Source organism: Paraburkholderia sp. EG287B, assembly GCF_040965595.1.
Taxonomy (GTDB): domain Bacteria; phylum Pseudomonadota; class Gammaproteobacteria; order Burkholderiales; family Burkholderiaceae; genus Paraburkholderia.
The window spans coordinates 26,161-50,260 of sequence record NZ_JBFRCG010000014.1 but is presented as its reverse complement, the minus strand read 5'-3'; the positions used below and the strand labels follow the sequence as shown (position 1 = coordinate 50,260).

Below are 24,100 nucleotides of genomic sequence, written 5' to 3'. Positions count from 1 at the left end.
CTTCCCCGCAGCGTCCCATCCTCCTTCATGTCTTTCGATTTCTTTGCCCCCTGCCCGCGCGGCCTCGAAGCCGCGCTCGCCGCCGAACTGGCCGAAACCGCGCAACGGCGCCTGCCGCCCGGCGCACTCCAGGTCGGCGCCGAGGTGCCCGGCGGCGTGCATTTCCGCGGCAACTGGGCCGGCGGCATCGCCGCCAACCTCCATTCGCGCATCGCGAGCCGCGTGCTCCTGAAGATCGCCCAGCGGCCGTACCGCAGCGAACAGGACATCTATGCGCTCGCGCGCGAGCAGCAATGGGAGAAGTGGTTCTCGGCGAACGAGACGATCCGCATCGACATCACCGCGATCAAGTCGCCGCTGCGCAGCCTCGAATTCGCCACGCTGCGCGTGAAGGACGCGATCTGCGACCGCATGCGCGACAAGGCCGGCGCGCGTCCGAGCGTCGATACCGCCTATCCCGATGTGCGTGTGTTCGCCTTCCTCACGGCGAACGAATGCACGCTCTATCTCGACACCTCGGGCGAGCCGCTTTTCAAACGCGGCTGGCGTCTGGACAAGGGCGCCGCCCCGCTGCGCGAGAACCTCGCCGCGGGCATCCTGCGCCTCACGGGCTGGACGCCCGGCACGCCGCTCTATGACCCGATGTGCGGCAGCGGCACCTTCCTCGCGGAAGCCGCGCAAGTCGCGCTCGACATCGCACCGGGGCTCGATCGCCGCTTCGGCTTCGAGTCGCTCAAGCAGGCCGACTTGGCCGCGTGGAGGCACCTCAAGAGCGAGGCGAACACGGCACGCAACCTCGCACAAAGCAAGACCAGCGACCTGCTGATTTACGGCAGTGACATCTCCGACGTCATGCTGGAAAAGGCGCGTGCGAACTTCAAGCGCGCGGGCTTCGGCAGCGTGACGCTCAAGCAGCTCGACGCGCGCAACATGACGCCGCCCTCGGCTGCGCCCGGCATTCTCGTGGCGAATCCGCCGTATGGCGAGCGTATCGAAGTGCGCGGCCGCAACGCGCGCGGCGAGGCGCGCCCGACGGCGCGCGAGCTGCGCGGCGACGATGACGAAGGCTTCCGCCGCGCCAAGGACGAGGCGCCCGACGCCGAGTTCTTCCAGGCACTCGGCGACGCGCTCAAGCAGCGCTTCACGGGCTGGCGCGCGTTCGTCCTCACCTCGGACCGCAAGCTGCCGGGCCAGCTGCGCCTGCGCGAAGCCGCCAAGACGCCGCTCTACAACGGCGCGCTCGAATGCCGCCTGTTCCGCTTCGACCTGATCGCGGGCAGCGTGCGCCAGCGTCCGGCCAGCGGCGGCGCGAACCCCGCCGCCGGCAACGACGACGCCAGCTGACATTGGCAAACGCGCACGGCGGGTGACGCTCCCACCCGCCGCCGAAGCGCCCGGCACGGCGCGTCAAACCTACTGACAACACGCTGTCAGCAGCCCCCTGGCACACTGCTTCTACGCCATCCGGCGAGGCTGCCGCCGCCCGGCTGCCGCCATTCAACGTCCGCCGTTGTCTTCGAGGAGCTGCACCGTGTCTACCGATCTGTCCCGTGTGATCTCGTGGTTCGAAATTCCCGCGCACGACCTGGAGCGTGCCGCCCGCTTTTACGAAACCGCCTTCGACACCGCGCTGCAGCGCGAAGTAGTCGGCGGCGTGCCGATGGCGCTGTTCGCTCACACCGATACGGAAACCGGCGGCTGCATCGTGTTCAATCCGCATGACGCCAAGCCCGACCCGAAGGGCGTGCTCGTGTATCTGAACGCGCAGCCATCGGTCACGGCCGTGCTCGACCGTGTGGCAAAGGCCGGCGGCAAGCAGCAAGGGCCAGCGGTGGAGCTGCCGAACAACTACGGTTATATCGGCTTCTTCATCGATACCGAAGGCAACCGCGTCGGTCTGCACGCGCCGAAGCTCGGTTAAGCCACGGCCGGGCGCCGCGCGCGCCCGGCGCTATCATCTGTGCTTCTCCCAGTCACCGCGCCCGCCTTCGCGACCGCCCTGCCATGACCCGCCGTGCCGACCGCCTTTTTCGCATCGCCGAACTGCTGCGCGGCCGCCGTCTCACCACCGCGCAGCAACTGTCAGAATGGCTCGAAGTCTCGCCGCGCACGGTCTATCGCGACGTGCGCGACCTGCAGCTTTCGGGCGTGCCGATCGAGGGCGAGGCGGGCATCGGCTACCGGCTCGCGCGCACGGCGAGTCTGCCGCCGCTCACCTTCACCGCGGACGAACTCACCGCGCTCGCGGTGGGGGCGCGCATGGCCGAATCGTGGGGCGGCGCGGCGCTCGCGAGCGGCGCACGGGGCGCGCTGGCGAAAGTCGCCGCCGCGATGCCCGCGGAAAAGCGCGCCGTGCTGGAACGGCTCGCCGTGTTCGCGCCGGCGTATCACATGGATCACGCGTTCTCGGACAAGCTCGACGCGCTGCACCGCGCCGTCGACACGCGGCTCGTCGTGCGCTTCGCGTACTGCGACCGCATCGGCGCGCATACGGAGCGGCGCATCTGGCCGCTTGGGCTCGTGTACTGGGGCGCGCAATGGACCGTGGGCGCCTGGTGCGAAATGCGCGAGGACTTCCGCAACTTCAACATCGCGCGCATGGAGAACGTGGAAGTGCTCGAGCAGTTTCCCGATGTGAGCGGGCGGCGGCTGGCCGACTATCTGCGCCGCGTGAATGCGCCGTCGTTGTGAGCGCTCAGCACGGCCGCAATTGAAAAAAGCGCGCATCGCTGCGCGCCTTTCGCGTGGGTTTGATGCGAGCAGCACTTACTCCACCGCCTTCACCATCTCCTCGATCACCTTCTTCGCGTCGCCGAACACCATCATGGTCTTGTCCATGTAGAAGAGCTCGTTGTCGAGGCCCGCGTAGCCCGCCGCCATCGAACGCTTGTTCACGATGATCGTGCGCGCCTTGTACGCCTCGATGATCGGCATGCCCGCGATCGGCGACTTCGGGTCATTCTTCGCCGCCGGATTCACCACGTCGTTCGCCCCGAGCACCAGCACCACGTCGGTCTGGCCGAACTCGTTGTTGATGTCCTCCATCTCGAACACCATGTCGTAGGGCACTTCGGCTTCCGCGAGCAGCACGTTCATGTGGCCCGGCATGCGGCCCGCCACCGGGTGGATCGCGTAGCGCACATCCACGCCCTTCTCCACGAGCTTGTCGGTGAGTTCCTTCAGCGCATGCTGTGCGCGCGCCACCGCGAGACCGTAGCCCGGCACGATCACGACGCTTTCCGCATTGCCGAGCATGAACGCGGCGTCGTCAGCCGAGCCCGACTTCACCGGACGCTGTTCCTGCGAGCCGCCTGCTGCCGCCGCACCCGCCTCGCCGCCGAAGCCGCCCAGCAGCACGTTGAAGAACGAGCGGTTCATCGCGTGGCACATGATGTACGACAGGATCGCGCCGGAAGAGCCCACCAGCGAGCCCGCGATGATCAGCATGGCGTTGTTCAGCGAGAAGCCGATGCCCGCCGCCGCCCAGCCCGAGTACGAGTTCAGCATCGAGACGACCACGGGCATGTCCGCGCCGCCGATCGGGATGATGATGAGCACGCCCAGCGCGAACGCGATCGCCGTCATGATGATGAACGGCAGCCACGACTGCGTGAGGAAGAACAGGATGCCGAAGCCGATCATGCCGAGCGCGAGCATCAGGTTGATCAGATGCTGGCCGGGATAAACAACCGGCGCGCCCTGGAACAGCCTGAACTTGTACTTGCCGGAGAGCTTGCCGAAGGCGATCACGGAACCTGAGAACGTGATCGCACCGACGAACGTGCCGATGAACAGCTCGATACGGTTGCCATACGGCAGGAAGCCCGGATACGGCGCGTCTTCAGCAACCAGTCCGAACGCGGCCGGCTCAGAGACCACCGCATACGCGATGCACACCGCCGCCAGACCGATCAGCGAGTGCATGGCCGCGACGAGTTCGGGCATCTTCGTCATCTCGACGCGCGCGGCGACGTAGGCGCCCAGGCCGCCACCCACCACGAGCGCACCAAAGAGCAAGCCAAGGCCGAGCCCGAGATTCGAGCCGAACTGTGCGGACTCCTTCACGATCAGCGCAAGGGTCGTGAGAATGGCGATGGCCATACCGACCATGCCGAACACGTTGCCGGCGCGCGCGCTCTTCGGATTCGACAGTCCCTTGAGCGCCTGGATAAAGCAGACCGACGCCACCAGATAAAGCAGCGTAACGACGTTCATGCTCATTTACGCGCCCTCCTTGCTGCCGGGGGCGGAGAGCTTTTTCGGCTCCTTCTTGCGGAACATCTCCAGCATTCGCCGCGTGACGAGGAACCCGCCGAACACGTTCACGGCCGCGAGCAGCACGGCGAAGGTGCCGAAGAACTTGCCCGGTCCGCCCACGGTCAGGCCCGTGGCGAGCATCGCGCCGACGATCACGATCGCGGAAATCGCATTGGTCACGGCCATGAGCGGCGTATGCAGCGCGGGCGTGACGTTCCAGACCACGTGATAGCCCACGTACACGGCCAGCACGAAGATGATCAGGTTGATGACGGTATGGTTGATGACTTCCATTGTTGGTCTCCTCCTCGTCATGCCTTGCGCGTGACCTGGCCGTCGCGGGCCAGCAGCGTGGCCGCGACGATGTCGTCCGCGAGATCGATGTTGAGCGTGCCTTCCTTCGTGATAATCAGCTTCAGGAAGTCGAGCAGGTTGCGCGCGTAGAGCGCGGAGGCGTCGGCGGCGACCATCGAGGCGAGGTTCGTGTAGCCGCAGATCTGCACGCCGTGGTGCGTCACCACCCTGTCGGCCTCGGTGAGCGGGCAGTTGCCGCCGCGTCGGCCGCTGGCCTCGTCCGCAACGGGACCGCGTCCTGCCGCGAGGTCGATGACCACCGAGCCCGGCTTCATCGCCTGCACGGTTTCCGAAGGCAGCAGCGTCGGCGCGTCGCGGCCCGGAATCAGTGCGGTCGAGATGATGATGTCCGCCTGCTTCGCGCGCTCGTGCACCAGCGCCGACTGGCGCGTGAGCCACGACGGCGGCATGGGCCGGGCATAGCCGCCCACGCCGACGGCCGCTTCGCGCTCCTCATCGGTTTCGTAAGGCACGTCGAGGAATTTGCCGCCGAGCGACTCGATCTGCTCCTTCACGGCCGGGCGCACGTCCGAAGCCTCGATCACCGCGCCCAGGCGCCGCGCCGTGGCAATGGCCTGCAGGCCCGCCACGCCCGCGCCGAGAATCAGCACGCGCGCGGCTTTCACGGTGCCGGCGGCGGTCATGAGCATCGGCATGAAGCGCGGATAGAGGTTCGAGGCCACGAGCACCGCCTTGTACCCGGCGATGTTGGCCTGCGACGACAGCACGTCGAGGCTCTGTGCGCGCGTGGTGCGCGGCGCGGCTTCGAGCGCGAACGCCGTCACGCCAGCCTCGGCGAGTTTCGCGGCGTTCTCCGCATTAAAGGGATCGAGCATGCCGACCAGCACTGCGCCGCGCTTCATGAACGGCAATTCGCTGACCGTGGGCGACTGGACCTTGAGCACGAGGTCCGCGCCGAAGGCCGTGGCCGCATCGGCGACCTGCGCGCCCACGGCCGTGTAGGCCTCGTCGGGATAGCTCGCGCCGACGCCCGCACCCGCCTGGATCGTGACCGTGTGGCCCTGGGCGACGTACTTCCTGACTGTCTCCGGCGTCGCGGCCACGCGGGTTTCGTTCGCCCGCGTCTCTGCAGGCACTCCGATATGCATCGTTGTTTCCTCCTCGACCTTCTTGTTCTAGCTGTTCTGGCTCGAATCGAGCGAAGGGAGGCCGACAAACGGCGTTCAAGCGCCGGCATCCATTGCAATGGCAAACGACGGCACCACTTTAACCGAAAGCAGCGACGCCTTTGTAGCGGGAATTGCCCGTTTTTGTGCGATGCACACAACACGCTGTGTCGTCCGACCGGACGGTCGGCAGTGCCAGGCGAGCCGGGCTGGCGCCCCTGTGGGGCCAGGTCCGGCCCCGGGCAGCGTTCGCGCCGTCCCGGTAAAATACCGGCCCATGAATGAGGAAACCTGGGCACCCCACGTCACCGTGGCCGCGATCGTCGAGCGCGACGGGCGTTTTCTGCTCGTCGAGGAACACACGCCAGCTGGACTGCGCCTGAACCAGCCCGCCGGCCATCTGGAAGCGGGCGAGACGCTGCACGAGGCCGTGGTGCGCGAAACGCTCGAGGAAACCGCGCATGCGTTCACGCCCGAAGCGCTGGTCGGCGTATATATGACGCACTTCGGCAAGCCCGGCGAGAGCGGTGCGACGTACGTGCGCTTCACATACTGCGGCAGTGTCGCAGCCGAGGCGGAAGACCGCGCGCTCGATCCGGACATCGTCCGCACGGTGTGGATGAGTGTGGACGAGTTGCGTGCCACGAGCGAGCGCCATCGCACGCCGCTCGTGATGCGCTGTGTCGACGATTACCTCGCTGGCAAGCGCGTGCCGCTGGACTTCATCCAGACGCACGCGACGGCGCCCAAGGCAGCACCCAGGATGAACTAAGGCAGCAACGAAATGAGCAAACGTAAGGTCGTGGTAGGCATGTCGGGCGGCGTCGATTCGTCGGTTACCGCATGGCTGCTCAAGGAGCAGGGATTCGACGTCGTCGGTCTCTTCATGAAGAACTGGGAAGATGACGACGACGGCGAGTACTGCTCGACGCGCCAGGACTGGATCGACGTGGTGTCGGTCGCGGACCTGATCGGCATCGACGTCGAGGCCGTGAACTTCGCCGCCGAATACAAGGACCGCGTGTTCGCGGAGTTCCTGCGCGAGTATTCCGCGGGACGCACGCCGAATCCGGACGTGCTCTGCAACGCTGAGATCAAGTTCAAGGCATTCCTGGACCACGCCATGTCGCTCGGCGCGGAAACGATCGCCACGGGCCACTACGCGCGCGTGCGCCAGAACGAGAGCAACGGACGCTTCGAACTGCTGAAGGCGCTCGACCACACGAAGGATCAGTCGTACTTCCTGCATCGCCTGAACCAGGCGCAGCTTTCGAAGACGATGTTCCCGGTCGGCGAAATCCCGAAGACGAAGGTGCGCGAAATCGCCGAAAAGATCGGCCTGCCGAACGCGAAAAAGAAGGATTCCACAGGAATCTGCTTCATTGGCGAGCGGCCGTTCCGCGACTTCCTCAACCGCTATCTGCCGACCAAACCCGGCCCGATGATGGCGCCCGACGGCAAGGTCGTAGGCGAGCATATCGGCCTCGCGTTCTACACGTTCGGGCAGCGCAAGGGCATCGGCCTTGGCGGCAGCAAGGACGGCAGCGGCGATCCGTGGTTCGTGGCCGGCAAGGACATGGCCTCGAACACACTCTACGTCGTGCAGGGCCACGATCATCCGTGGCTGCTCGCGCACGAACTGCGCGCCGGCAACGTGAGCTGGGTGGCGGGCGAGCCGCCGGCCCAGGACCACACATGCGGGGCGAAAACGCGCTATCGCCAGGCCGATGCGCCCTGCTCGTTCCATACCGCAGACGAATTCGGCGCAGGCCAGTTCACGCTGCGCTTTCCCGACGCGCAATGGGCCGTGACGCCCGGCCAGTCGGCGGTGCTCTATGACGGCGACGTGTGCCTGGGCGGCGGCATCATCGAAGCGGTGACGACGCTCGCGCCGCACGTGCCCGCCGTGCTGCCGCCCGAAGCGCCGAAGAAAAAGAAGCGCGTAGCGCGCAAGAAGCCCGCTGCGGCGACGACCGCGTGATGCGAGCAGCGTCAGGCAAAACGTAAGAAAACACCGCGCGGCGCCCCAGGGCGCCGCGTTTTTTTTATCAGACTTTCGACGCCTGCCGAACGCCGAAAAAAAGCTTTGCCCGCTTCCCGGCCAGATTCACGAACTTGCGGCATCATTCCCGCAAGCCGCGCCCGGCAACCGCGCGGCTGACGCGCACCGCCCCTTCACAAGAGGAGAGCAGGCGCGCGCATTACATCAAGTTCGAGGAGTTCCCCCAATGTTTTCCCGACGTTATCTCGCCATGTGGGGCGCGGTGCTGCTGCTCGCAGCCTGTGCTGCCGCTGCTGCGTTCCATCACCTGTCGTGGTACTGCGTAATCGTGCCCGCGCTGCTCGTCGCGCTCGGCTTCTACGACATGTTCCAGGAGCGCCACGCGATCCTGCGCAACTACCCGATCTGGGGTCATCTGCGGTTCCTGTTCGAGTTCGTGCGGCCCGAGATCCGCCAGTACTTCGTCGAGGACGACACCGACGAAAAGCCGTTCTCGCTCGCCCAGCGCAGCCTCGTCTACCAGCGCGCGAAGAACGCGGTGGACAGCCGCCCGTACGGCACCGAGCTCGACGTGAAGGCCGTGGGCCATGAGTGGATCAGCCATTCGCTCGCGCCGACGAAGCTCGCAGGCAGCGACTTCCGCGTGCTCGTGGGCCCCAACCGCGCACAACCGTACTCGATGTCGATCTTCAACATCTCGGCGATGAGCTTCGGCGCGCTCTCCGCGAACGCCATCCGCGCGCTCAACATGGGCGCGAAGAAAGGCGGCTTCGCGCACGACACCGGCGAAGGCTCGATGTCGAAGTATCACCGCGAGAATGGCGGCGACATCATCTGGGAGATCGCCTCGGGCTACTTCGGCTGCCGCAACGACGACGGCACCTTCAGCGCCGAAAAATTCCAGCGCCTCGCGAACGAGCCGCAGGTGAAGATGATCGAGGTGAAGCTCTCGCAAGGTGCGAAGCCCGGTCACGGCGGCATGCTGCTCGCGGCCAAGGTCACGCCCGAGATCGCCGAAACGCGCGGCATTCCCATCGGCAAGGATTGCGTCTCGCCTGCGCGCCACTCGGAGTTTTCCACGCCGCGTGGCCTGCTCGAATTCGTCGAGCGCCTGCGCAAGCTCTCGGGCGGCAAACCCACGGGCTTCAAGCTGTGCATCGGTCATCCGTGGGAGTTTTTCGGCATCGCCAAGGCGATGCTGGAAACCGGCATCCTGCCCGACTTCATCGTCGTGGACGGCGCGGAAGGCGGCACGGGCGCCGCGCCGCTCGAGTTCACCGATCATATCGGCACGCCGCTGCAGGAAGGGCTGCTTCTCGTGCACAACACGCTCGTGGGCATCGGCCTGCGCGACAAGATCAAGATCGGCGCGAGCGGCAAGATCATCACCGCGTTCGATATCGCGCGTACGCTCGCGATCGGCGCGGACTGGGTGAACTCGGCACGCGGCTTCATGTTCGCCGTGGGCTGCATCCAGGCGCAGAAGTGCCACTCGGACCGCTGCCCCACCGGCGTCGCCACGCAAGACCCCGTGCGCCAGCGCGCGCTGAACGTGCCGGACAAGGGCGAACGCGTATTCAACTTCCACCACAACACGCTGCACGCGCTGCAGGAGCTGATTCAGGCCGCAGGTCTTGCGAGCCCTTCGGATCTGCGCGCACATCACATCGTGCGGCGCGTGTCGTCGTATGAAGTGAAGCTGATGTCGGAGCTGCTCAAGTACCTGAAGCCCGGCGATCTGCTCGAGGGCCGCTATCGCTATCAGCTGTACGAAAAGTGGTGGCCGGTTGCGCGCAGCGACTCGTTCGCGCCGGCTGAGGAAAAGATCGTCTGAGGAAGGCGATCCGCGACTCACACGAAAAACGCCCGACGGCACACCATGCCGTCGGGCGTTTTGTCTAAGTCACATCAGTTGCCGATCGACTGGACGTCAGCCTTGCGGCACCGTGTCGACGAACGACTGACGCTGCGAGAGCTTCTCGAAGTGGCGCGCGAGATTCGGATGCGCCTCGCGCCAGTCCAGCTCCGGCATGCGGAAGTCGAGATAGCCGAGCGCGCAGCCCACGGCGATATCCGCGATCGTGTAGCGGTTGCCCGCGCACCACGGGTTGCCGTCGAGCCCCTTGGCCATCGCGGTCAGGCTTTCGTGGATCTTGCGCTCCTGGCGCTTCACCCACGCCTCGTTGCGCTGCTCCGGCGTGCGCTGCGTGCCTTCGAGGCGGATCAGCACGGTCGCGTCGAGCATGCCGTCGGCAAGCGCCTCCCAGCAACGCACTTCGATACGCTCGCGTCCTGCGGGCGGAATGAGCTTGGCCACGGGCGAGAGCATGTCGACGTACTCGCAGATCACGCGCGAGTCGAACACGGCCTCGCCGTCGTCCATCACGAGACACGGAACCTTGCCGAGCGGGTTGAAATCGTGAATCGCCGTTTCCTCGCCCCACACGTTTTCGAGCACCAGCTTGTAGTCGATTTTCTTTTCGGCGAGCGTGATCCGCGCCTTGCGGACATACGGGCTGCCGAGCGAACCGATGAGTTTCATACCACCTGCCTTTTCTGGAATCCGGCCGAAGTATACGTTGGATTGGCCATTTTCTGACGCGCCGTCTGTTGCAGTGCAGGATTTTTCCTACAAATAATGTCAGCAAGAGACAACACCCGGCCACGGCGGCGCGCGGGTTGGGACACCGCGAGCCAGCGCGTCCGTTTGTAGCCAGCGCTACAATCTCAGGATGGACTCGACCCTCAAGCAAAGCGCCCCGGCCGCCTCGAGCGAAGCCCACCCTGCGGCCAGCGTGGCCGACGCCGCCGACATGCAGCGCGGCCCCGACGGCGGCGCGGCGCTCTTCCGCGCGCGCCGCGAACGTGTGCTTGCGGCGCTGCGTGCGCAAGGCGGCGGTGTCGCGCTCGTGCCGACCGCGCCCGAAGCGCTGCGCAATCGCGACGCGGACTATCCCTATCGGCACGACAGCTACTTCTACTACCTCACCGGCTTCACGGAGCCCGAGGCGCTGCTCGTGCTCGACGCGAACGCGGGCGAGAATCAGCCCGCCGCCATCCTGTTCTGCCGCGCGAAGAACGTCGAGCGCGAAACGTGGGAGGGCTTTCGCTTCGGTCCCGACGCCGCGCGCGAAGCGTTCGGCTTCGACGCCGCGTTTCCTGCCGACGAACTCGATGCGCGCATTCCGCAGTTCATCGCCAACCGGCCGGCGCTGCACTACGCGCTCGCGGCCTCCGACCGCTTCGACGCGCAGGTGAAGCGCTGGATCGACGCGGTGCGCGCGCAGGGGCGCAGCGGCGTCACGGCGCCGGCCGCCGCGTATGACCTGCTGCCGCTGCTCGACGACATGCGCGTGTTCAAGGATGCGCACGAACTCGACACCATGCGCCGCGCCGCGAAGATCTCGGCGCTTGCGCACGTTCGCGCGATGCAGACATGCCGGCCCGGCATGCGCGAATACGAGATCGAGGCGGAGTTGCTCTACACGTTCCGCAAGCACGGCGCGCAGGCGCCCGCCTACGGCTCGATCGTCGCGGCAGGCGCGAACGCGTGCGTGCTGCACTACCCTGCGGGCAACGCGGTGGCACGCGAAGGCGACCTCGTGCTGATCGACGCCGCGTGCGAGTTGAACGGCTACGCCTCGGACATCACCCGCACGTTCCCCGCGAGCGGCCGCTTCACGAGCGCGCAACGCGAGCTGTACGACATCGTGCTCGCCGCGCAGCAGGCCGCCATCGACGCCACGCGCCCCGGCGTAAACTTCGAGGCGCCGCACGACGCCGCGGTGCGCGTGCTCGCGCAGGGTCTGCTCGATACCGGCATCATCGACCCGCAGCGCTTTGCGAGCGTCGACGACGTGATCGCCGAGCGCGCCTATGCGCGCTTCTATATGCATCGCACCGGGCACTGGCTCGGCATGGACGTGCACGACGCGGGCGACTATCGCGAACGCGGCGAACGCGGCGAACGCGGCGAACGCGACGTTGCCGCAAGCGCCGACAAGCCCGCCGCCCCGCCGCCGTGGCGCACGCTGCGCGCCGGCATGACGCTCACGATCGAGCCGGGTCTCTACATCCGCGCGGCCGAGGACGTGCCCGAGCGCTACTGGGACATCGGCATCCGTATCGAGGACGACGCCATCGTCACTGAAACGGGCTGCGAGTTGATCACGCGCGGCGTGCCGGTTGCCGCCGATGAAATCGAAGCGCTCATGCAGGACGCACAATGCGGCGCCTGACGCAGACGGCAGACGCAGACGCGAAGACTCCACACGAAGCGAAACAAACGACATGAACGCAGTTTCCGGCAGCGCGAACGACATTCCCACCGGCGCGAATGCGCCCGCCCATTTCGACCACGACGTGACGATCGTCGGCGCGGGGCCGGTGGGTCTCGCGCTCGCGGGTTGGCTCGCGCGGCGCAGCGCCACGCAAGGGCTCTCGATTGCGCTGATCGACGCGCGCGAACCCGAGGATAGCGCCGGCGACCCGCGCGCCATCGCCGTTTCGCAAGGCAGCCGCACGCTGCTCGAAGCGCTCGCGTGGCCGCACGACGCCACGCCCATCGAGCGTATTCATGTTTCGCAGCGCGGCCATTTCGGGCGCACGCTGATCGACCGCCACGACTACGACCTGCCCGCGCTCGGCTACGTGGCGCGCTACGGCGCGATCGTGCAGGCGCTCGCGCAGGCCGTGCGCGGCACGCCGGTGCACTGGCTGCATCACACACAGGCGCACGATCCCGTCGTCGAGAATGACGGCGTGACGCTGCCGGTCGCGAGCGCGGGCGTCGAGCGACATCTGCGCACGCGCATCCTCGTGAACGCCGAAGGCGGGCTGTATCGCACGCCGCCGCCACGCGACGCGCAAGACGATGCCGACGATGTCGACGAAGCCGACGAGGCCAACGCGAAGGCCGCTCCGCCGGCCGCCGAAACCAAACGCACGCGCGACTACGGGCAAACGGCGCTGGTCGGCGTGGTGACGCTCGCCTCCCCGCAGCCGCACATCGCGTGGGAGCGCTTCACGAGCGAAGGCCCGATCGCGCTCCTGCCGATGGGCGGCGTGCGCGGCGCGGATTACGCGCTGGTGTGGTGCTGCTCCCCGGCCCAGGCCGAGCGCCGCGCGCAGCTTTCAGACGCCGGTTTCCTCGCCGAACTCGGCGTGGCGTTCGGCGCGCGCATGGGCCGCTTCACGCAGATTCACGGCCGCGCGTCGTTTCCGCTCGGCCTGAACGCGCTCGACGCCCTCGTTTCCGGCCACGGCCGCATCGCGGCGGTCGGCAACGCGGCGCAGACACTGCATCCGGTGGCGGGCCAGGGCCTCAATCTCGGTCTGCGAGACGCCCACGCCCTCGCCGATTCGCTCGCGCAGCACGGCGCCACGCCGCGCGCACTCGCCGAGTTCGCGGGCCGCCGCGCGTTCGACCGGCGCATGACGATCGGGGCGACGGATACGCTCGCCCGCCTGTTCACCGTCGATTTCGGCCCGCTCGCCACGCTGCGCGGGCTCGCGCTCACGGCGCTCGAATTCGTGCCGCCCGTGAAGACGGCGCTCGCGCGGCAGATGATGTTCGGGCAGCGGAGTTGAGGCGAACTAAGGGTCGCATCGCTTTTCTTTGAGCGCTGAAACGCCGCTCCGCAACAAGACCAAGGTCCGCGCAGCGCGACCTCGCATCCCGCTTACGCTAAAATAAGCGTTTCCCCTTTTTCAAATTCACGCCGTTTGCCGCGCCGGCCGGAATGCCATCCGGGTCGCGGCACCGGCCTCGCCCGCGCGTCATGTTCACTATCGGCCGTCACACCTTGCGTAATAACCTGTTCGTCGCCCCCATGGCGGGTGTCACGGACCGGCCGTTCCGCCAGCTGTGCAAGCGCCTCGGCGCGGGCTATGCGGTCTCCGAAATGGTCGCGTCCAATGCGCAGCTCTGGAAGAGCGAGAAGACCATGCGCCGCGCCAATCACGCGGGCGAAGTGGAACCCATCTCCGTGCAGATCGCCGGGGCCGATCCGGAAATGATGGCCGAAGCCGCGCGCTACAACGTCGCGAACGGCGCGCAGATCATCGACATCAACATGGGCTGCCCGGCCAAGAAGGTCTGCAACGTCGCTGCCGGCTCGGCGCTCTTGCAGAACGAACCGCTCGTCGCGCGCATCGTCAGGGCCGTGGTCGACGCCGTGGGCGTGGGCCCCGACGCCGTGCCCGTCACGCTCAAGATCCGCACGGGCTGGGACCGCGACAACCGCAACGCGCTCACCATCGCGCGCATTGCCGAGGAAAGCGGCATTGCCATGCTCACCGTGCACGGCCGCACGCGCGCCGATCTCTATCACGGTGAAGCGGAGTACGAAACGATTGCCGCGGTGAAGGCCGCCGCGGGCATTCCGGTGGTCGCGAACGGCGACATTACGTCGCCGCAAAAGGCGCGCGAGGTCCTCGCGCTCACGGGCGCCGACGCCATCATGATCGGCCGCGCGGCGCAGGGGCGCCCGTGGCTGTTCCGCGAAATCGAGCATTTCCTGGCGACGGGCGAGCTGCTGCCGCCGCCGCGCGTGGACGAAATCCAGTCGATCATGAACGAGCATCTGGAGGACCACTACGCTTTTTACGGTGAATTTACGGGCGTGCGTACTGCGCGCAAGCATATCGGCTGGTACACTCGCGGCCTTTGTGGAGCCAATACGTTCCGGCACCGCATGAATACGCTGGACACCACGCGCGAGCAGCTCGTCGCCGTCAACCAGTTCTTCGACGAACAGAAGGCGCGCTCCGAGCGCCTCGTCTACGTCGACGACGAGAACAACGACAGCGACGGCAGCGACGAATCAACCGATCGACTGGCAGCATGAGCAAGCACAACATCGAACAATCCGTCCGCGAGAGCCTTGGCATCTACTTCCAGGACCTCGACGGCAGCAATCCGCACGACGTCTACGAAATGGTGATGGCGTGCGTCGAAAAACCGATGCTCGAGGTGGTGCTCGAGCAGGCAGGCGGCAATCAGTCGCTCGCCGCCGAGTATCTCGGCATCAACCGCAACACGCTGCGCAAGAAGCTCCAGCAGCACGGCCTGCTGTAACGCCGCTGCGTTTTACTGGATCTTCGGCGCGGCCCCCTCGATCTTTCGGCAATCTACCTCGTTACCCATCATGATCAGGCAAGCGCTCATCTCCGTTTCCGATAAGGCCGGCATCGTCGACTTCGCGAAGTCGCTGTCGGACCTCGGCGTCAAGATCCTCTCGACCGGCGGCACCGCGAAACTGCTCGCGGACGCGGGCCTTTCCGTCACCGAAGTGGCCGACTACACGGGCTTTCCGGAAATGCTCGATGGGCGCGTGAAAACGCTGCACCCGAAGGTGCACGGCGGCATCCTCGCGCGCCGCGACCTGCCCGAGCACATGGCCGCGCTCGAAAAGCACAACATCCCGACGATCGACCTGCTGGTCGTGAATCTCTACCCGTTCGTCCAGACGATCTCGAAGGAAGAGTGCTCGCTGGAAGACGCGATCGAGAACATCGATATCGGCGGCCCGACCATGCTGCGCTCGGCGGCGAAGAACCATCGCGACGTGACCGTGGTGGTCGATCCGGCCGACTACGCGAAGGTGCTGGAAGAAATGCGCGCGAACGGCAATACCGTGAGCTACGCCACGAATTTCCGCCTCGCGACCAAGGTGTTCTCGCACACGGCGCAGTACGACGGCGCGATCACGAACTACCTCACGAGCCTCACCGAAGCGCTCGAGCACAAGTCGCGCAACACCTACCCGGCCGTGCTGAACCTCGCGTTCGACAAGGTTCAGGACCTGCGCTACGGCGAAAACCCGCACCAGAGCGCCGCGTTCTACCGCGACCTCACGACGCCCGCCGGCGCGCTCGCGAACTACACGCAGCTGCAGGGCAAGGAACTCTCGTACAACAACATCGCCGACTCGGACGCGGCATGGGAATGCGTGAAGACGTTCGACGCCCCGGCCTGCGTGATCATCAAGCACGCGAATCCGTGCGGCGTGGCAATCGGCGCGAACGCGCTCGAAGCCTACTCGAAGGCGTTCCAGACCGACCCGACCTCGGCGTTCGGCGGCATCATCGCGTTCAACCGCGAAGTGGACGAAGCCGCGGCGCAGGCCGTGGCCAAGCAGTTCGTCGAAGTGCTGATCGCGCCGTCGTTCTCGGAAGCCGCGAAGGCCGTGTTCGCCGCGAAGCAGAACGTGCGTCTGCTCGAAATCGCGCTGGGCGATGGCCATAACGCATTCGATCTGAAGCGCGTGGGCGGCGGCCTGCTCGTGCAATCGCTCGATGCGAAGAACGTGCAGCCGCACGAACTGCGCGCGGTGACGAAGCGCCACCCCACGCCGAAGGAAATGGACGACCTGCTGTTCGCATGGCGCGTCGCGAAGTTCGTGAAGTCGAACGCCATCGTGTTCTGCGCGAACGGCATGACGATGGGCGTGGGCGCGGGCCAGATGAGCCGCGTGGACTCGGCGCGCATCGCCAGCATCAAGGCCGAGAACGCTGGCCTCAAGCTCGCGGGCACGGCAGTGGCGTCGGACGCGTTCTTCCCGTTCCGCGACGGCCTCGACGTGGTGGTGAACGCGGGCGCGACCTGCGTGATCCAGCCGGGCGGCTCGATGCGCGACGACGAAGTGATCGCCGCCGCCGACGAGCACAACATCGCCATGGTGATGACGGGCATCCGCCACTTCCGTCACTGATCTTCGCCGCCCTGGTTGCGTGCGGCGCGTGACCTGCACGTGACACGCCGCTTGTGCAAAGCCCGCCGGACTCGCGTCTCGCGGGCTTTTTCTTTGCGTGGCGCGCCTCGTTCGCCCGCGCCTTCAAGGCTCGCGGCATCTGTGCCGTTCGTTGTACCATCGCAGGCACATCCGTCTTTCCCGCATTTCATGAGAATTCTCGGCATCGACCCCGGCTTGCGCGTCACCGGCTTCGGCGTGATCGAACGTCACGGCCATCAGCTCACGTACGTCGCTAGCGGCGTCATCCGCACCGCCGATGCCGATCTGCCCACGCGCCTCGGCACCATCTTCGAAGGCGTGTCCACGCTGATCCGCCAGCACGCGCCCGACCAGGCCGCGATCGAAAAGGTCTTCGTCAACGTCAATCCGCAGTCGACCCTCCTGCTCGGCCAGGCGCGCGGCGCAGCGATTTGCGGGCTGGTTTCGGGCGGCGTCCCGGTGGCCGAATACACCGCGCTGCAGCTCAAGCAGGCCGTGGTGGGCTACGGACGCGCGACCAAGGAACAAATGCAGCAGATGGTCGTGCGCCTGCTCGCCCTCACGGGCACGCCCGGCACCGATGCCGCCGACGCGCTCGGCATGGCGATCTGCCACGCGCACGGCGGCGATGCTCTTGCCACGCTCGGCGGGCTTGCGCCTGCGCTCGCGAAAAAGGGCATGCGGGTACGCCGCGGACGGTTGATAGGCTGAATGCATGGCCGATGCGCCTGGCCGGACGGCCAACGTTCTGGCCGCGCGCTCCGGACGGCCCTGCCCTCCGCTACACTCTTGAGCTTTCCCTCATCACAGAACCCGCCATGATCGGTCGCATTGCCGGCGTATTGCTGGAAAAGAACCCGCCGCACCTGCTCATCGACTGCAACGGCGTCGGCTACGAAGTCGACGTGCCGATGAGCACGTTCTACAACCTGCCCGGCAACGGCGAAAAAATCGTGTTGCTCACGCAGATGATCGTGCGCGAAGACGCGCATCTGCTGTTCGGCTTCGGCACGCAGGAGGAACGCTCGACGTTTCGCGAGCTGCTCAAGATCAGCGGCATCGGCGCACGCATGGCGCTCGCCGTGCTCTCGGGCATGAGCGTGAATGATCTCGCGCAAGCCGTCACGCAGCAGGATGCGGCGCGCCTCACGCGCGTGCCCGGCATCGGCAAGAAAACGGCCGAGCGCCTGCTGCTCGAACTCAAGGGCAAGCTCGGCGCGGACCTCGGCGCGATGGCCGCCGCCGCTTCGCCTTCCGACCACGCGAACGACATCCTCAACGCGTTGCTCGCGCTCGGCTATTCGGAGAAGGAAGGGCTCGCCGCGATCAAGAACGTGCCCGCCGGCACCGGCGTTTCGGAAGGCATCAAGCTCGCGCTCAAGGCGCTTTCCAAGGCCTGATCACCCTCGCGCACGCTGAGGCGGGCTGTTAGTTGCGGCGCCATCGTGGTGCCTGGACGGCCCCGCCGTCGCATAGTCTGCGCGGTACAATCGCTGCATGATCGAAACCGACAAACTCGCCGCCAACCACGCCGGCGCCGACCGCGTGATCGCCGCCACGCCCGCCTCGACTCATGAGGAAGCGTTCGAACGCGCGTTGCGCCCGCGCCAGCTCGACGAATATGTCGGCCAGGAAAAGGTGCGCGGCCAGCTCGAGATCTTCATCGAGGCCGCGAAGCGCCGTTCCGAACCGCTCGACCACGTGCTGCTGTTCGGCCCGCCGGGCCTCGGCAAGACCACGCTCGCGCATATCATCGCGCGCGAAATGGGGGTCAATCTGCGGCAGACGTCGGGCCCCGTGCTGGAGCGTGCGGGCGATCTCGCGGCGCTGCTCACCAATCTCGAAGCGAACGACGTGCTGTTCATCGACGAAATTCACCGGCTCTCGCCGGTCGTCGAGGAAATCCTGTATCCGGCGCTCGAGGACTACCAGATCGACATCATGATCGGCGAAGGGCCGGCCGCGCGCAGCGTGAAGCTCGACTTGCAGCCGTTCACGCTGGTGGGTGCGACCACGCGCGCGGGCATGCTCACGAACCCGCTGCGCGACCGCTTCGGCATCGTCTCGCGCCTCGAGTTCTATAACGCGGGCGAGCTCTCGCGCATCGTGCAGCGCTCGGCCTCGCTGCTCGGCGCGCAAATCCACCCCGATGGCGCGCTCGAAATCGCGCGCCGCTCGCGCGGCACGCCGCGTATCGCCAACCGCCTGCTGCGCCGCGTGCGCGACTACGCGGAGGTGAAGGCAGACGGCGCGATCACCGCGAAGGTCGCCGACGCCGCGCTGCGCATGCTCGACGTCGATCCCGTCGGCTTCGACCTGATGGACCGCAAGCTGCTCGAAGCCATACTGCACAAGTTCGACGGCGGTCCGGTGGGCGTGGACAACCTTGCCGCCGCCATCGGCGAGGAACGCGACACGATCGAGGACGTGCTCGAACCGTATCTGATCCAGCAGGGCTATCTGCAGCGCACGCCCCGCGGCCGTGTGGCCACGCAACTCAGCTACCGCCACTTCGGCCTCACGGTGCCGGACGACGCATCGACGGGCGGCGACTGGGAACCGGACGCGTCGTAAGGCGCACCAGCCTCAACGCAGCGCGAGCGAGAGCACGATGTCCGATCACGCCGGCCTCCCTCCCAACGCGCCTGAACCGACCAGCCTCGCCGGTCAGCTCGCGCGCCGCCTGCGCATGACGCTCGCCGAAAACATCACGCATCTCACCACGGGCAGCGGCCCGAAACTCGATTACTCGAATCCGCCGGGCGACCCCGGCCTCTTCGGCCCCGACGCCGTTTGCTGGAAGGTCCATGCCGATTTCGCCGCAATGATGGCGGGCGGCGTCAGCGCGCTGCTGCTGCAGGCGCTGCATCCGCTCGCGCTCGCTGGTGTGTGGGACCATTCGACGTTTCGCATCGACATCCTCGGGCGGCTCCGACGCACCGCGACCTTCATCGCCGGCACGACATACGGCAGCCGCGCCGACGCGCTCGCGCTGATCGAACGCGTCAAGCGGATCCACCTCGCCGTGACGGGCACTGGGCCCGATGGCCGCCCCTATCGTGCAAGCGATCCTGCGTTGCTGACCTGGGTGCACGTGGCCGAAGTCTCGAGCTTTCTCGGCGCGTATTTGCGCTTCGTGAATCCCGCGCTGCCCGGTGAGACGCAGGATCAGTACTACGCCGAAGTCGCGCGCATTGCCGAACTGCTGGGCGCGACGAACGTGCCGCGCTCGCGCGCCGAAATCGCCGCGTATCTGCAGTCGATGCAACCCGAACTCGTCGCGAGCGATCGCACGTTCGAAGTGGTGCGCGTGCTCATGGAAGCGCCCGCGCCGCGCCCGGGGATGCGCCCCGCCGGCGCGCTGATCAGGAACGCGGGCATCGACCTGTTGCCGCCCTTCGCCCAGCAGATGCTCGGCTTCGACACATTCGCCTTCGCGCGCCGCGCCATGGTGCGGCCCGGCATGCTCGCCGTCGCGCCGGTATTACGCTGGGCGCTCGTCAACGGCGTCTCCAAACGCGCGCGGCGGCGAGCGGCGGCAACGGCCGCGAAGTAAGCGCTGCGCAATAAAAAACGGCCGACCCGCTCGCACAGGTTGGCCGGTTCATCTGCGGCGCGCCGATGCGACTGCGCGCGCCCGCGTGCTTACATCTTCACCACGTCGAGCAGCGTCTTCTTGCCTGCCTTGTAGTTGTAGAGCGAGATCACGCCGTGCTTGAGGTCGCCCTTCGAATCGAAGGTCGTCTCGCCAATCACGCCCTTGTAGTCCGTGCCCGGGATCTGCGCGAGGACCTTCGCGTGGTCGGTGGAATTCGCGCGCTTCATCGCGTCGACGACGATGTACACCGCGTCATACGTGAACGGCGCATCGAATTCGATCGGGTGACCGAAGCGCTTTTGGTACTTCGCCGCGAACGCCGCGCCGCCGTTCATACGCTCGACCGCCATGCCGGCCTGCGAGCAGACGATATTGTCCGTCGCCGCGCCCGCGAGGTCCGCGAGGCTTTCCGTGCACACGCCGTCGCCCGACAGCACCTTCGCGCGCAGACCGAGTTGCCGCGCCTGCTTCGCGAACGGGCCGCCCGTGGCGTCCATGCCGCCGTACATGATGGCGTCCGGGTTCTCACCCTTGATCTTCGTGAGGATCGCGCGGAAATCGACGGCCTTGTCATTGGTCGCGTCGTGCGAGAGCACCTTCATGCCGAGCGACTTTGCCGTCTTCTCGAACTCGTTCGCGAGGCCCTGGCCATAGGCGGTCGAGTCGTCGACCACGGCCACGGTCTTCACGTTCAGGCTCTTGGCCGCGTAATCGGCGAGCGCGGGGCCTTGCTGGGCGTCGGTCGCGACGACGCGGTAGGTGGTCTTGAAGCCCTGCAGCGTGTACGAAGGATTGGTCGACGACGGCGAGATCTGCACGATCCCGGCGTCGCTGTAGATCTTCGATGCCGGGATCGACGCGCCCGAGTTCAGGTGGCCGATCACGGCCACGACCTTGTCGTCTACCAGCTTCTGCGCGACCTGGGTGGCCTGGCGCGGGTCGGCGGCGTCGTCCTGGGCGTCGAGCGCGAGCGTGATCTTCTGGCCGTCGATCGTCAGGCCCTTGGCGTTGATTTCCTCGATGGCGAGGCGCGCGCCGTTTTCGTTGTCCTTGCCGAGGTGGGCCGAACCGCCCGTGAGAGGACCGACGTGGCCGATCTTGACGACCTGGTCGGCCGACGCCGTATTGCTGGCCGACAGCGCTGCGAGCGCCATGACCGCTGCGCTCACCGGCAGCAGCTTGTGAAGCTTGAACGTCATTGAACTTTCTCCTGCGTGTTTTCTTGGAATACCCGTTCGAACCTTGGGCACGCGCCCTCGCGCTTGTCATGCGCGCGCGTCCCTCTTCAACGCCGGGCCGGGCATGGAGCCCGGTGGCCAGCGCGCCCAAAGGTCGGACAAATATTAGCAGGACGCTTAACTTCGTGGTTGGGCTTTGAAAAGAACCCGCAAGCGAGCGGAAAGGAAATCGATGGGGCCGCAGCGTTGCCGAGACACGGGAGCGGCGCAGGGAGGGGAATGGCGGGAAGAACAGGACAGCGCGGCCAGGCACCGCGCTGCCTGAAAAGACACGTTAGCGCCCGGCTTCGGGCGCGCGCTTGAAGCCGTCGTCGGCGCTGACGCCGCCCAGATGGGCCACATCGCCCCAGGCGACGACGCGCGCCTGCGTCACGTACTCGCCGCGTTCGAAATCGACGACGTTCACGCTCGTGTTGAGGAGCGGCCACGCTCGCGGTGCGTCGAGCGCGAGGCCGTTCGCGAAACGGTACACGCAGTCGAGCACGCCGCCGTGCGCGACACACGCGATACGGCCGCCCGGATGCAAGGCCAGGATCGGCTCGAGCGCGTGCAGCACCCGGTGGTAGAACTCGCGCTGCGACTCGCCTTCGGGCGGCGCGAAGCCAGAATCGCGCGTTTGCCAGTGCGCGTACTCGTCCGGAAAGCGCCCGGAGATTTCGTCGCTGTCGTGGCCCTGAAACGCGCCATAGTTGCGCTCGCGCAGGCCTTCGGTGAGCTGCACCGGCAGCCCCAGGGCTTCGGCGATGGGCTGCGCAGTTTGTTGCGCGCGCAGCAAATCGCTCGACCAGATGGCGTCGAGCCGCGCGCCCGACTGCACTTCGTTCGCGAGCCGCGCGCCGAGTTGCCGCGCCTGCGCCACGCCGCTTTGCGCGAGCGGAATGTCGATATGGCCCTGGATGCGCTTGATACGGTTCCAGTCCGTTTCGCCGTGGCGGATAAAGAGAATCTGCGTGTTCATGGTCAGAAGCGCATGGTCAAAAACACAGGGTTCAGTTGCGCACTTGCAGCCAGAACGTGACGGGGCCGTCGTTGACGAGCGACACCTGCATGTCGGCGCCGAACTCGCCGGTCTCGACAGTCGTATGCTTCTCGCGCGCGGCGGCGACGAAATAATCGAATAGACGCCGCCCCTCTTCGGGCGGCGCGGCCGGCGTGAAGCTCGGGCGCAGACCGCTGTTCGTGTCGGCCGCGAGCGTGAACTGCGAGACGAGCAGCAGGCCGCCGGGAGCGCCGTTGCCGTCGATGTTCTGCACGCTCAGGTTCATCTTGCCCGCCGCGTCGCTGAACACGCGATAGCCGAGCAGCTTCGCGAGCAGCTTGTCGGCGTTGGCCTCGGTGTCGCCGCGCTCGGCGCAAACCAGCGCGAGCAGCCCCTGGCCGATCGCGCCGGTCACGCGCTCGCTGCCGCCTTGCGCCACGCGCACTTCGGCGCGGCGCACGCGCTGGATCAGCGCAATCATGCCGTGAGCGTCACGCGCGCAAAGCGGCGCTTGCCCACCTGCACGACGAACTCACCCGCTTCGACCTTGAGGCCCTTGTCGGAGACGGTGGCGCCGTCGATCTTCACGCCGCCCTGCTCGATGTTGCGCAGCGCTTCGCTCGTGGACGGTACGAGCCCCGCCTGCTTGAGCAACTGGCCAATGGCGAGGGGCGCGCCCGCGAGCGTGATCGACGGAATGTCGTCCGGCACGCCGCCCTTGGCGCGATGGTTGAAGTCTTCGAGCGCGCGCTCGGCGTCGGCCTGCGAGTGAAAGCGCGCGACGATTTCCTGCGCGAGCAGCACCTTGAAGTCACGCGGGTTGCGGCCCGCTTCGATTTCGCGCTTGAACCCTTCGATTTCGTCCAGCGGACGGAACGAGAGCAGCGTGAAGTAACGCCACATCAGCACGTCGGAAATGCTCATGAGCTTGCCGAACATGTCGTTGGGCTTCTCGCTGATGCCAATGTAGTTGTTCTTCGACTTCGACATCTTCTCGACGCCGTCGACGCCTTCGAGCAGCGGCATCGTGAGTATGCACTGCTGCTCCTGGCCGTACTGCTTTTGCAGTTCGCGGCCAACGAGCAGGTTGAACTTCTGGTCCGTGCCGCCGAGCTCGAGGTCCGCGTTGAGCGCGACCGAGTCGTAACCCTGCATGAGCGGATAGAGGAATTCGTGGATCGAAATGGGCACGCCGCTCTGGAAGCGCTTGGTGAAGTCCTCGCGCTCGAGAATACGCGCCACCGTGTAGCGCGACGCGAGCTTGATCATGCCGTCGGCGCCGAGCGGCATCGACCATTCGCTGTTGTAGCGAATTTCGGTCTTTTCGCGGTCTAGCACGAGCGCGGCCTGCTCGAAGTACGTTTTCGCGTTCGATTCGATCTGCTCGCGCGTGAGCGGCGGGCGCGTGGCGTTGCGGCCCGACGGGTCGCCGATGAGCGAGGTGAAGTCGCCGATCAGGAAGATCACGTTGTGGCCGAGATCCTGCAGCTGGCGCATCTTGTTGAGCACGACCGTATGGCCGATGTGGATGTCGGGCGCGGTCGGGTCGAGGCCGAGCTTGATGCGCAGCGGCTTGCCGGTGGCCGCGCTGCGGGCGAGCTTCTGCTCGAATTCTTCTTCGATCAGCAGTTCGTCCACGCCGCGCTTCGTGACGGCAAGCGCGTGACGGACTTCGTCGGTGACCGGAAAGGCGTCTTTTGCGCCGGTGCTGGCGCCGTTGCTGGAGGTGGACTCGTTGCTCATGCTTCGATCGGTTCTGTCGTTAAGTCTGGGTCTAGGCCGCAATTTTACGTGATTCGACTCGCCGGGC

22 protein-coding genes and 1 pseudogene are annotated in these 24,100 nt (G+C 66.5%); 15 read left to right on the top strand and 8 right to left on the bottom strand.

Features of this window, described 5'->3' with window-relative positions; genetic code table 11:
• The first annotated feature begins 27 nt into the window (after positions 1–27).
• The 3 genes and pseudogenes from AB4Y40_RS25680 to AB4Y40_RS25670 all read left to right on the top strand — a co-directional run.
• Positions 28–1,344 (top strand): class I SAM-dependent RNA methyltransferase, encoded by a 1,317-nt coding sequence (locus AB4Y40_RS25680; RefSeq protein ID WP_368690203.1) that lies wholly within the window; start codon positions 28–30, stop codon positions 1,342–1,344.
• Positions 1,345–1,531: 187 nt separating this feature from the next.
• Positions 1,532–1,921, top strand: coding sequence for a VOC family protein (locus AB4Y40_RS25675; protein WP_342919346.1), 390 nt, complete (start codon positions 1,532–1,534; stop codon positions 1,919–1,921).
• Positions 1,922–1,998: 77 nt separating this feature from the next.
• Positions 1,999–2,691, top strand: a pseudogene (locus AB4Y40_RS25670) (helix-turn-helix transcriptional regulator); the annotation flags it as partial.
• A gap of 75 nt (positions 2,692–2,766) precedes the next feature.
• Here AB4Y40_RS25670 and AB4Y40_RS25665 read toward each other — a convergent pair.
• Genes AB4Y40_RS25665 through AB4Y40_RS25655 form a run of 3 tightly spaced genes read right to left on the bottom strand, consistent with a single transcriptional unit; the run spans position 2,767 to position 5,720 of the window.
• A complete protein-coding gene (locus tag AB4Y40_RS25665) occupies positions 2,767–4,221 on the bottom strand; it encodes an NAD(P)(+) transhydrogenase (Re/Si-specific) subunit beta (RefSeq protein WP_342919347.1) in 1,455 nt (484 codons plus the stop codon).
• A complete protein-coding gene (locus AB4Y40_RS25660) occupies positions 4,222–4,551 on the bottom strand; it encodes an NAD(P) transhydrogenase subunit alpha (protein WP_028201972.1) in 330 nt (109 codons plus the stop codon).
• Between the two features lie 17 nt (positions 4,552–4,568).
• The gene (locus AB4Y40_RS25655) at positions 4,569–5,720 is read right to left on the bottom strand and encodes a Re/Si-specific NAD(P)(+) transhydrogenase subunit alpha (protein ID WP_368690202.1); all 1,152 of its coding nucleotides are present in this window, start codon (positions 5,718–5,720) and stop codon (positions 4,569–4,571) included.
• Between the two features lie 295 nt (positions 5,721–6,015).
• Here AB4Y40_RS25655 and AB4Y40_RS25650 point away from each other — a divergent pair, with 295 nt between their 5' ends.
• The 3 genes from AB4Y40_RS25650 to AB4Y40_RS25640 all read left to right on the top strand — a co-directional run bounded on the left by AB4Y40_RS25650 (position 6,016) and on the right by AB4Y40_RS25640 (position 9,574).
• A complete protein-coding gene (locus tag AB4Y40_RS25650; protein ID WP_368690201.1) occupies positions 6,016–6,510 on the top strand; it encodes an NUDIX hydrolase in 495 nt (164 codons plus the stop codon).
• Between the two features lie 12 nt (positions 6,511–6,522).
• Positions 6,523–7,719, top strand: a complete 1,197-nt coding sequence (mnmA, locus tag AB4Y40_RS25645; protein ID WP_368690200.1) for a tRNA 2-thiouridine(34) synthase MnmA — start codon at positions 6,523–6,525, stop codon at positions 7,717–7,719.
• Between the two features lie 247 nt (positions 7,720–7,966).
• A complete protein-coding gene (locus AB4Y40_RS25640) occupies positions 7,967–9,574 on the top strand; it encodes an FMN-binding glutamate synthase family protein (RefSeq protein ID WP_368690199.1) in 1,608 nt (535 codons plus the stop codon).
• Positions 9,575–9,670: 96 nt separating this feature from the next.
• Here AB4Y40_RS25640 and AB4Y40_RS25635 read toward each other — a convergent pair whose 3' ends face one another.
• Positions 9,671–10,282, bottom strand: a complete 612-nt coding sequence (locus AB4Y40_RS25635; RefSeq protein WP_368690198.1) for a glutathione S-transferase family protein — start codon at positions 10,280–10,282, stop codon at positions 9,671–9,673.
• A 271-nt stretch (positions 10,283–10,553) separates the two neighbouring features.
• Here AB4Y40_RS25635 and AB4Y40_RS25630 point away from each other — a divergent pair, with 271 nt between their 5' ends.
• The 9 genes from AB4Y40_RS25630 (at position 10,554) to AB4Y40_RS25590 (ending at position 20,031) form a co-directional block, all read left to right on the top strand.
• Complete coding sequence (locus tag AB4Y40_RS25630) at positions 10,554–11,978, top strand: aminopeptidase P N-terminal domain-containing protein (protein WP_368690367.1); 1,425 nt, start codon at positions 10,554–10,556, stop codon at positions 11,976–11,978.
• Between the two features lie 52 nt (positions 11,979–12,030).
• Positions 12,031–13,329, top strand: coding sequence for a UbiH/UbiF/VisC/COQ6 family ubiquinone biosynthesis hydroxylase (locus AB4Y40_RS25625; RefSeq protein ID WP_368690197.1), 1,299 nt, complete (start codon positions 12,031–12,033; stop codon positions 13,327–13,329).
• A 191-nt stretch (positions 13,330–13,520) separates the two neighbouring features.
• A complete protein-coding gene (dusB, locus tag AB4Y40_RS25620) occupies positions 13,521–14,588 on the top strand; it encodes a tRNA dihydrouridine synthase DusB (RefSeq protein ID WP_368690196.1) in 1,068 nt (355 codons plus the stop codon).
• A complete protein-coding gene (locus AB4Y40_RS25615) occupies positions 14,585–14,818 on the top strand; it encodes a Fis family transcriptional regulator (protein WP_028216158.1) in 234 nt (77 codons plus the stop codon). The genes dusB and AB4Y40_RS25615 overlap by 4 nt, the downstream gene beginning before the upstream one ends.
• Before the next feature lie 70 nt (positions 14,819–14,888).
• Complete coding sequence (gene purH / locus AB4Y40_RS25610; RefSeq protein ID WP_368690195.1) at positions 14,889–16,454, top strand: bifunctional phosphoribosylaminoimidazolecarboxamide formyltransferase/IMP cyclohydrolase; 1,566 nt, start codon at positions 14,889–14,891, stop codon at positions 16,452–16,454.
• 189 nt (positions 16,455–16,643) lie between these two features.
• On the top strand, positions 16,644–17,186 hold the full coding sequence (gene ruvC / locus AB4Y40_RS25605; protein ID WP_028201962.1) for a crossover junction endodeoxyribonuclease RuvC: 543 nt from the start codon (positions 16,644–16,646) through the stop codon (positions 17,184–17,186).
• Positions 17,187–17,293: 107 nt separating this feature from the next.
• A complete protein-coding gene (gene ruvA / locus AB4Y40_RS25600) occupies positions 17,294–17,875 on the top strand; it encodes a Holliday junction branch migration protein RuvA (protein ID WP_324148928.1) in 582 nt (193 codons plus the stop codon).
• A gap of 97 nt (positions 17,876–17,972) precedes the next feature.
• Positions 17,973–19,049, top strand: coding sequence for a Holliday junction branch migration DNA helicase RuvB (gene ruvB, locus AB4Y40_RS25595; protein WP_042262539.1), 1,077 nt, complete (start codon positions 17,973–17,975; stop codon positions 19,047–19,049).
• 37 nt (positions 19,050–19,086) lie between these two features.
• Positions 19,087–20,031, top strand: coding sequence for an oxygenase MpaB family protein (locus AB4Y40_RS25590; RefSeq protein ID WP_368690194.1), 945 nt, complete (start codon positions 19,087–19,089; stop codon positions 20,029–20,031).
• 89 nt (positions 20,032–20,120) lie between these two features.
• On the opposite strand, the gene AB4Y40_RS25585 is transcribed toward AB4Y40_RS25590, so the two are convergent.
• From AB4Y40_RS25585 to tyrS, 4 genes are all read right to left on the bottom strand, one after another.
• Positions 20,121–21,272 carry a branched-chain amino acid ABC transporter substrate-binding protein gene (locus AB4Y40_RS25585; protein ID WP_368690193.1) on the bottom strand — a complete coding sequence of 384 codons (1,152 nt, stop codon included), beginning with the start codon at positions 21,270–21,272 and terminating at the stop codon, positions 20,121–20,123.
• Between the two features lie 313 nt (positions 21,273–21,585).
• Positions 21,586–22,269, bottom strand: a complete 684-nt coding sequence (locus tag AB4Y40_RS25580) for a histidine phosphatase family protein (protein ID WP_368690192.1) — start codon at positions 22,267–22,269, stop codon at positions 21,586–21,588.
• Between the two features lie 31 nt (positions 22,270–22,300).
• On the bottom strand, positions 22,301–22,771 hold the full coding sequence (gene dtd, locus AB4Y40_RS25575) for a D-aminoacyl-tRNA deacylase (protein ID WP_201694296.1): 471 nt from the start codon (positions 22,769–22,771) through the stop codon (positions 22,301–22,303).
• The gene (gene tyrS, locus AB4Y40_RS25570) at positions 22,768–24,033 is read right to left on the bottom strand and encodes a tyrosine--tRNA ligase (protein WP_368690191.1); all 1,266 of its coding nucleotides are present in this window, start codon (positions 24,031–24,033) and stop codon (positions 22,768–22,770) included. The genes dtd and tyrS overlap by 4 nt, the downstream gene beginning before the upstream one ends.
• Positions 24,034–24,100 lie beyond the last annotated feature (67 nt).

Coding starts and splice junctions, on each gene's coding strand:
- AB4Y40_RS25680 (WP_368690203.1), top strand. CDS start 28: ATGTCTTTCGATTTCTTTGCCCCCTGCCCGCGCGGCCTCGAAGCCGCG.
- AB4Y40_RS25665 (WP_342919347.1), bottom strand. CDS start 4,221: ATGAGCATGAACGTCGTTACGCTGCTTTATCTGGTGGCGTCGGTCTGC.
- AB4Y40_RS25660 (WP_028201972.1), bottom strand. CDS start 4,551: ATGGAAGTCATCAACCATACCGTCATCAACCTGATCATCTTCGTGCTG.
- AB4Y40_RS25655 (WP_368690202.1), bottom strand. CDS start 5,720: ATGCATATCGGAGTGCCTGCAGAGACGCGGGCGAACGAAACCCGCGTG.
- AB4Y40_RS25650 (WP_368690201.1), top strand. CDS start 6,016: ATGAATGAGGAAACCTGGGCACCCCACGTCACCGTGGCCGCGATCGTC.
- mnmA (WP_368690200.1), top strand. CDS start 6,523: ATGAGCAAACGTAAGGTCGTGGTAGGCATGTCGGGCGGCGTCGATTCG.
- AB4Y40_RS25640 (WP_368690199.1), top strand. CDS start 7,967: ATGTTTTCCCGACGTTATCTCGCCATGTGGGGCGCGGTGCTGCTGCTC.
- AB4Y40_RS25635 (WP_368690198.1), bottom strand. CDS start 10,282: ATGAAACTCATCGGTTCGCTCGGCAGCCCGTATGTCCGCAAGGCGCGG.
- AB4Y40_RS25630 (WP_368690367.1), top strand. CDS start 10,554: ATGCAGCGCGGCCCCGACGGCGGCGCGGCGCTCTTCCGCGCGCGCCGC.
- AB4Y40_RS25625 (WP_368690197.1), top strand. CDS start 12,031: ATGAACGCAGTTTCCGGCAGCGCGAACGACATTCCCACCGGCGCGAAT.
- dusB (WP_368690196.1), top strand. CDS start 13,521: ATGTTCACTATCGGCCGTCACACCTTGCGTAATAACCTGTTCGTCGCC.
- AB4Y40_RS25615 (WP_028216158.1), top strand. CDS start 14,585: ATGAGCAAGCACAACATCGAACAATCCGTCCGCGAGAGCCTTGGCATC.
- purH (WP_368690195.1), top strand. CDS start 14,889: ATGATCAGGCAAGCGCTCATCTCCGTTTCCGATAAGGCCGGCATCGTC.
- ruvC (WP_028201962.1), top strand. CDS start 16,644: ATGAGAATTCTCGGCATCGACCCCGGCTTGCGCGTCACCGGCTTCGGC.
- ruvA (WP_324148928.1), top strand. CDS start 17,294: ATGATCGGTCGCATTGCCGGCGTATTGCTGGAAAAGAACCCGCCGCAC.
- ruvB (WP_042262539.1), top strand. CDS start 17,973: ATGATCGAAACCGACAAACTCGCCGCCAACCACGCCGGCGCCGACCGC.
- AB4Y40_RS25590 (WP_368690194.1), top strand. CDS start 19,087: ATGTCCGATCACGCCGGCCTCCCTCCCAACGCGCCTGAACCGACCAGC.
- AB4Y40_RS25585 (WP_368690193.1), bottom strand. CDS start 21,272: ATGACGTTCAAGCTTCACAAGCTGCTGCCGGTGAGCGCAGCGGTCATG.
- AB4Y40_RS25580 (WP_368690192.1), bottom strand. CDS start 22,269: ATGAACACGCAGATTCTCTTTATCCGCCACGGCGAAACGGACTGGAAC.
- dtd (WP_201694296.1), bottom strand. CDS start 22,771: ATGATTGCGCTGATCCAGCGCGTGCGCCGCGCCGAAGTGCGCGTGGCG.
- tyrS (WP_368690191.1), bottom strand. CDS start 24,033: ATGAGCAACGAGTCCACCTCCAGCAACGGCGCCAGCACCGGCGCAAAA.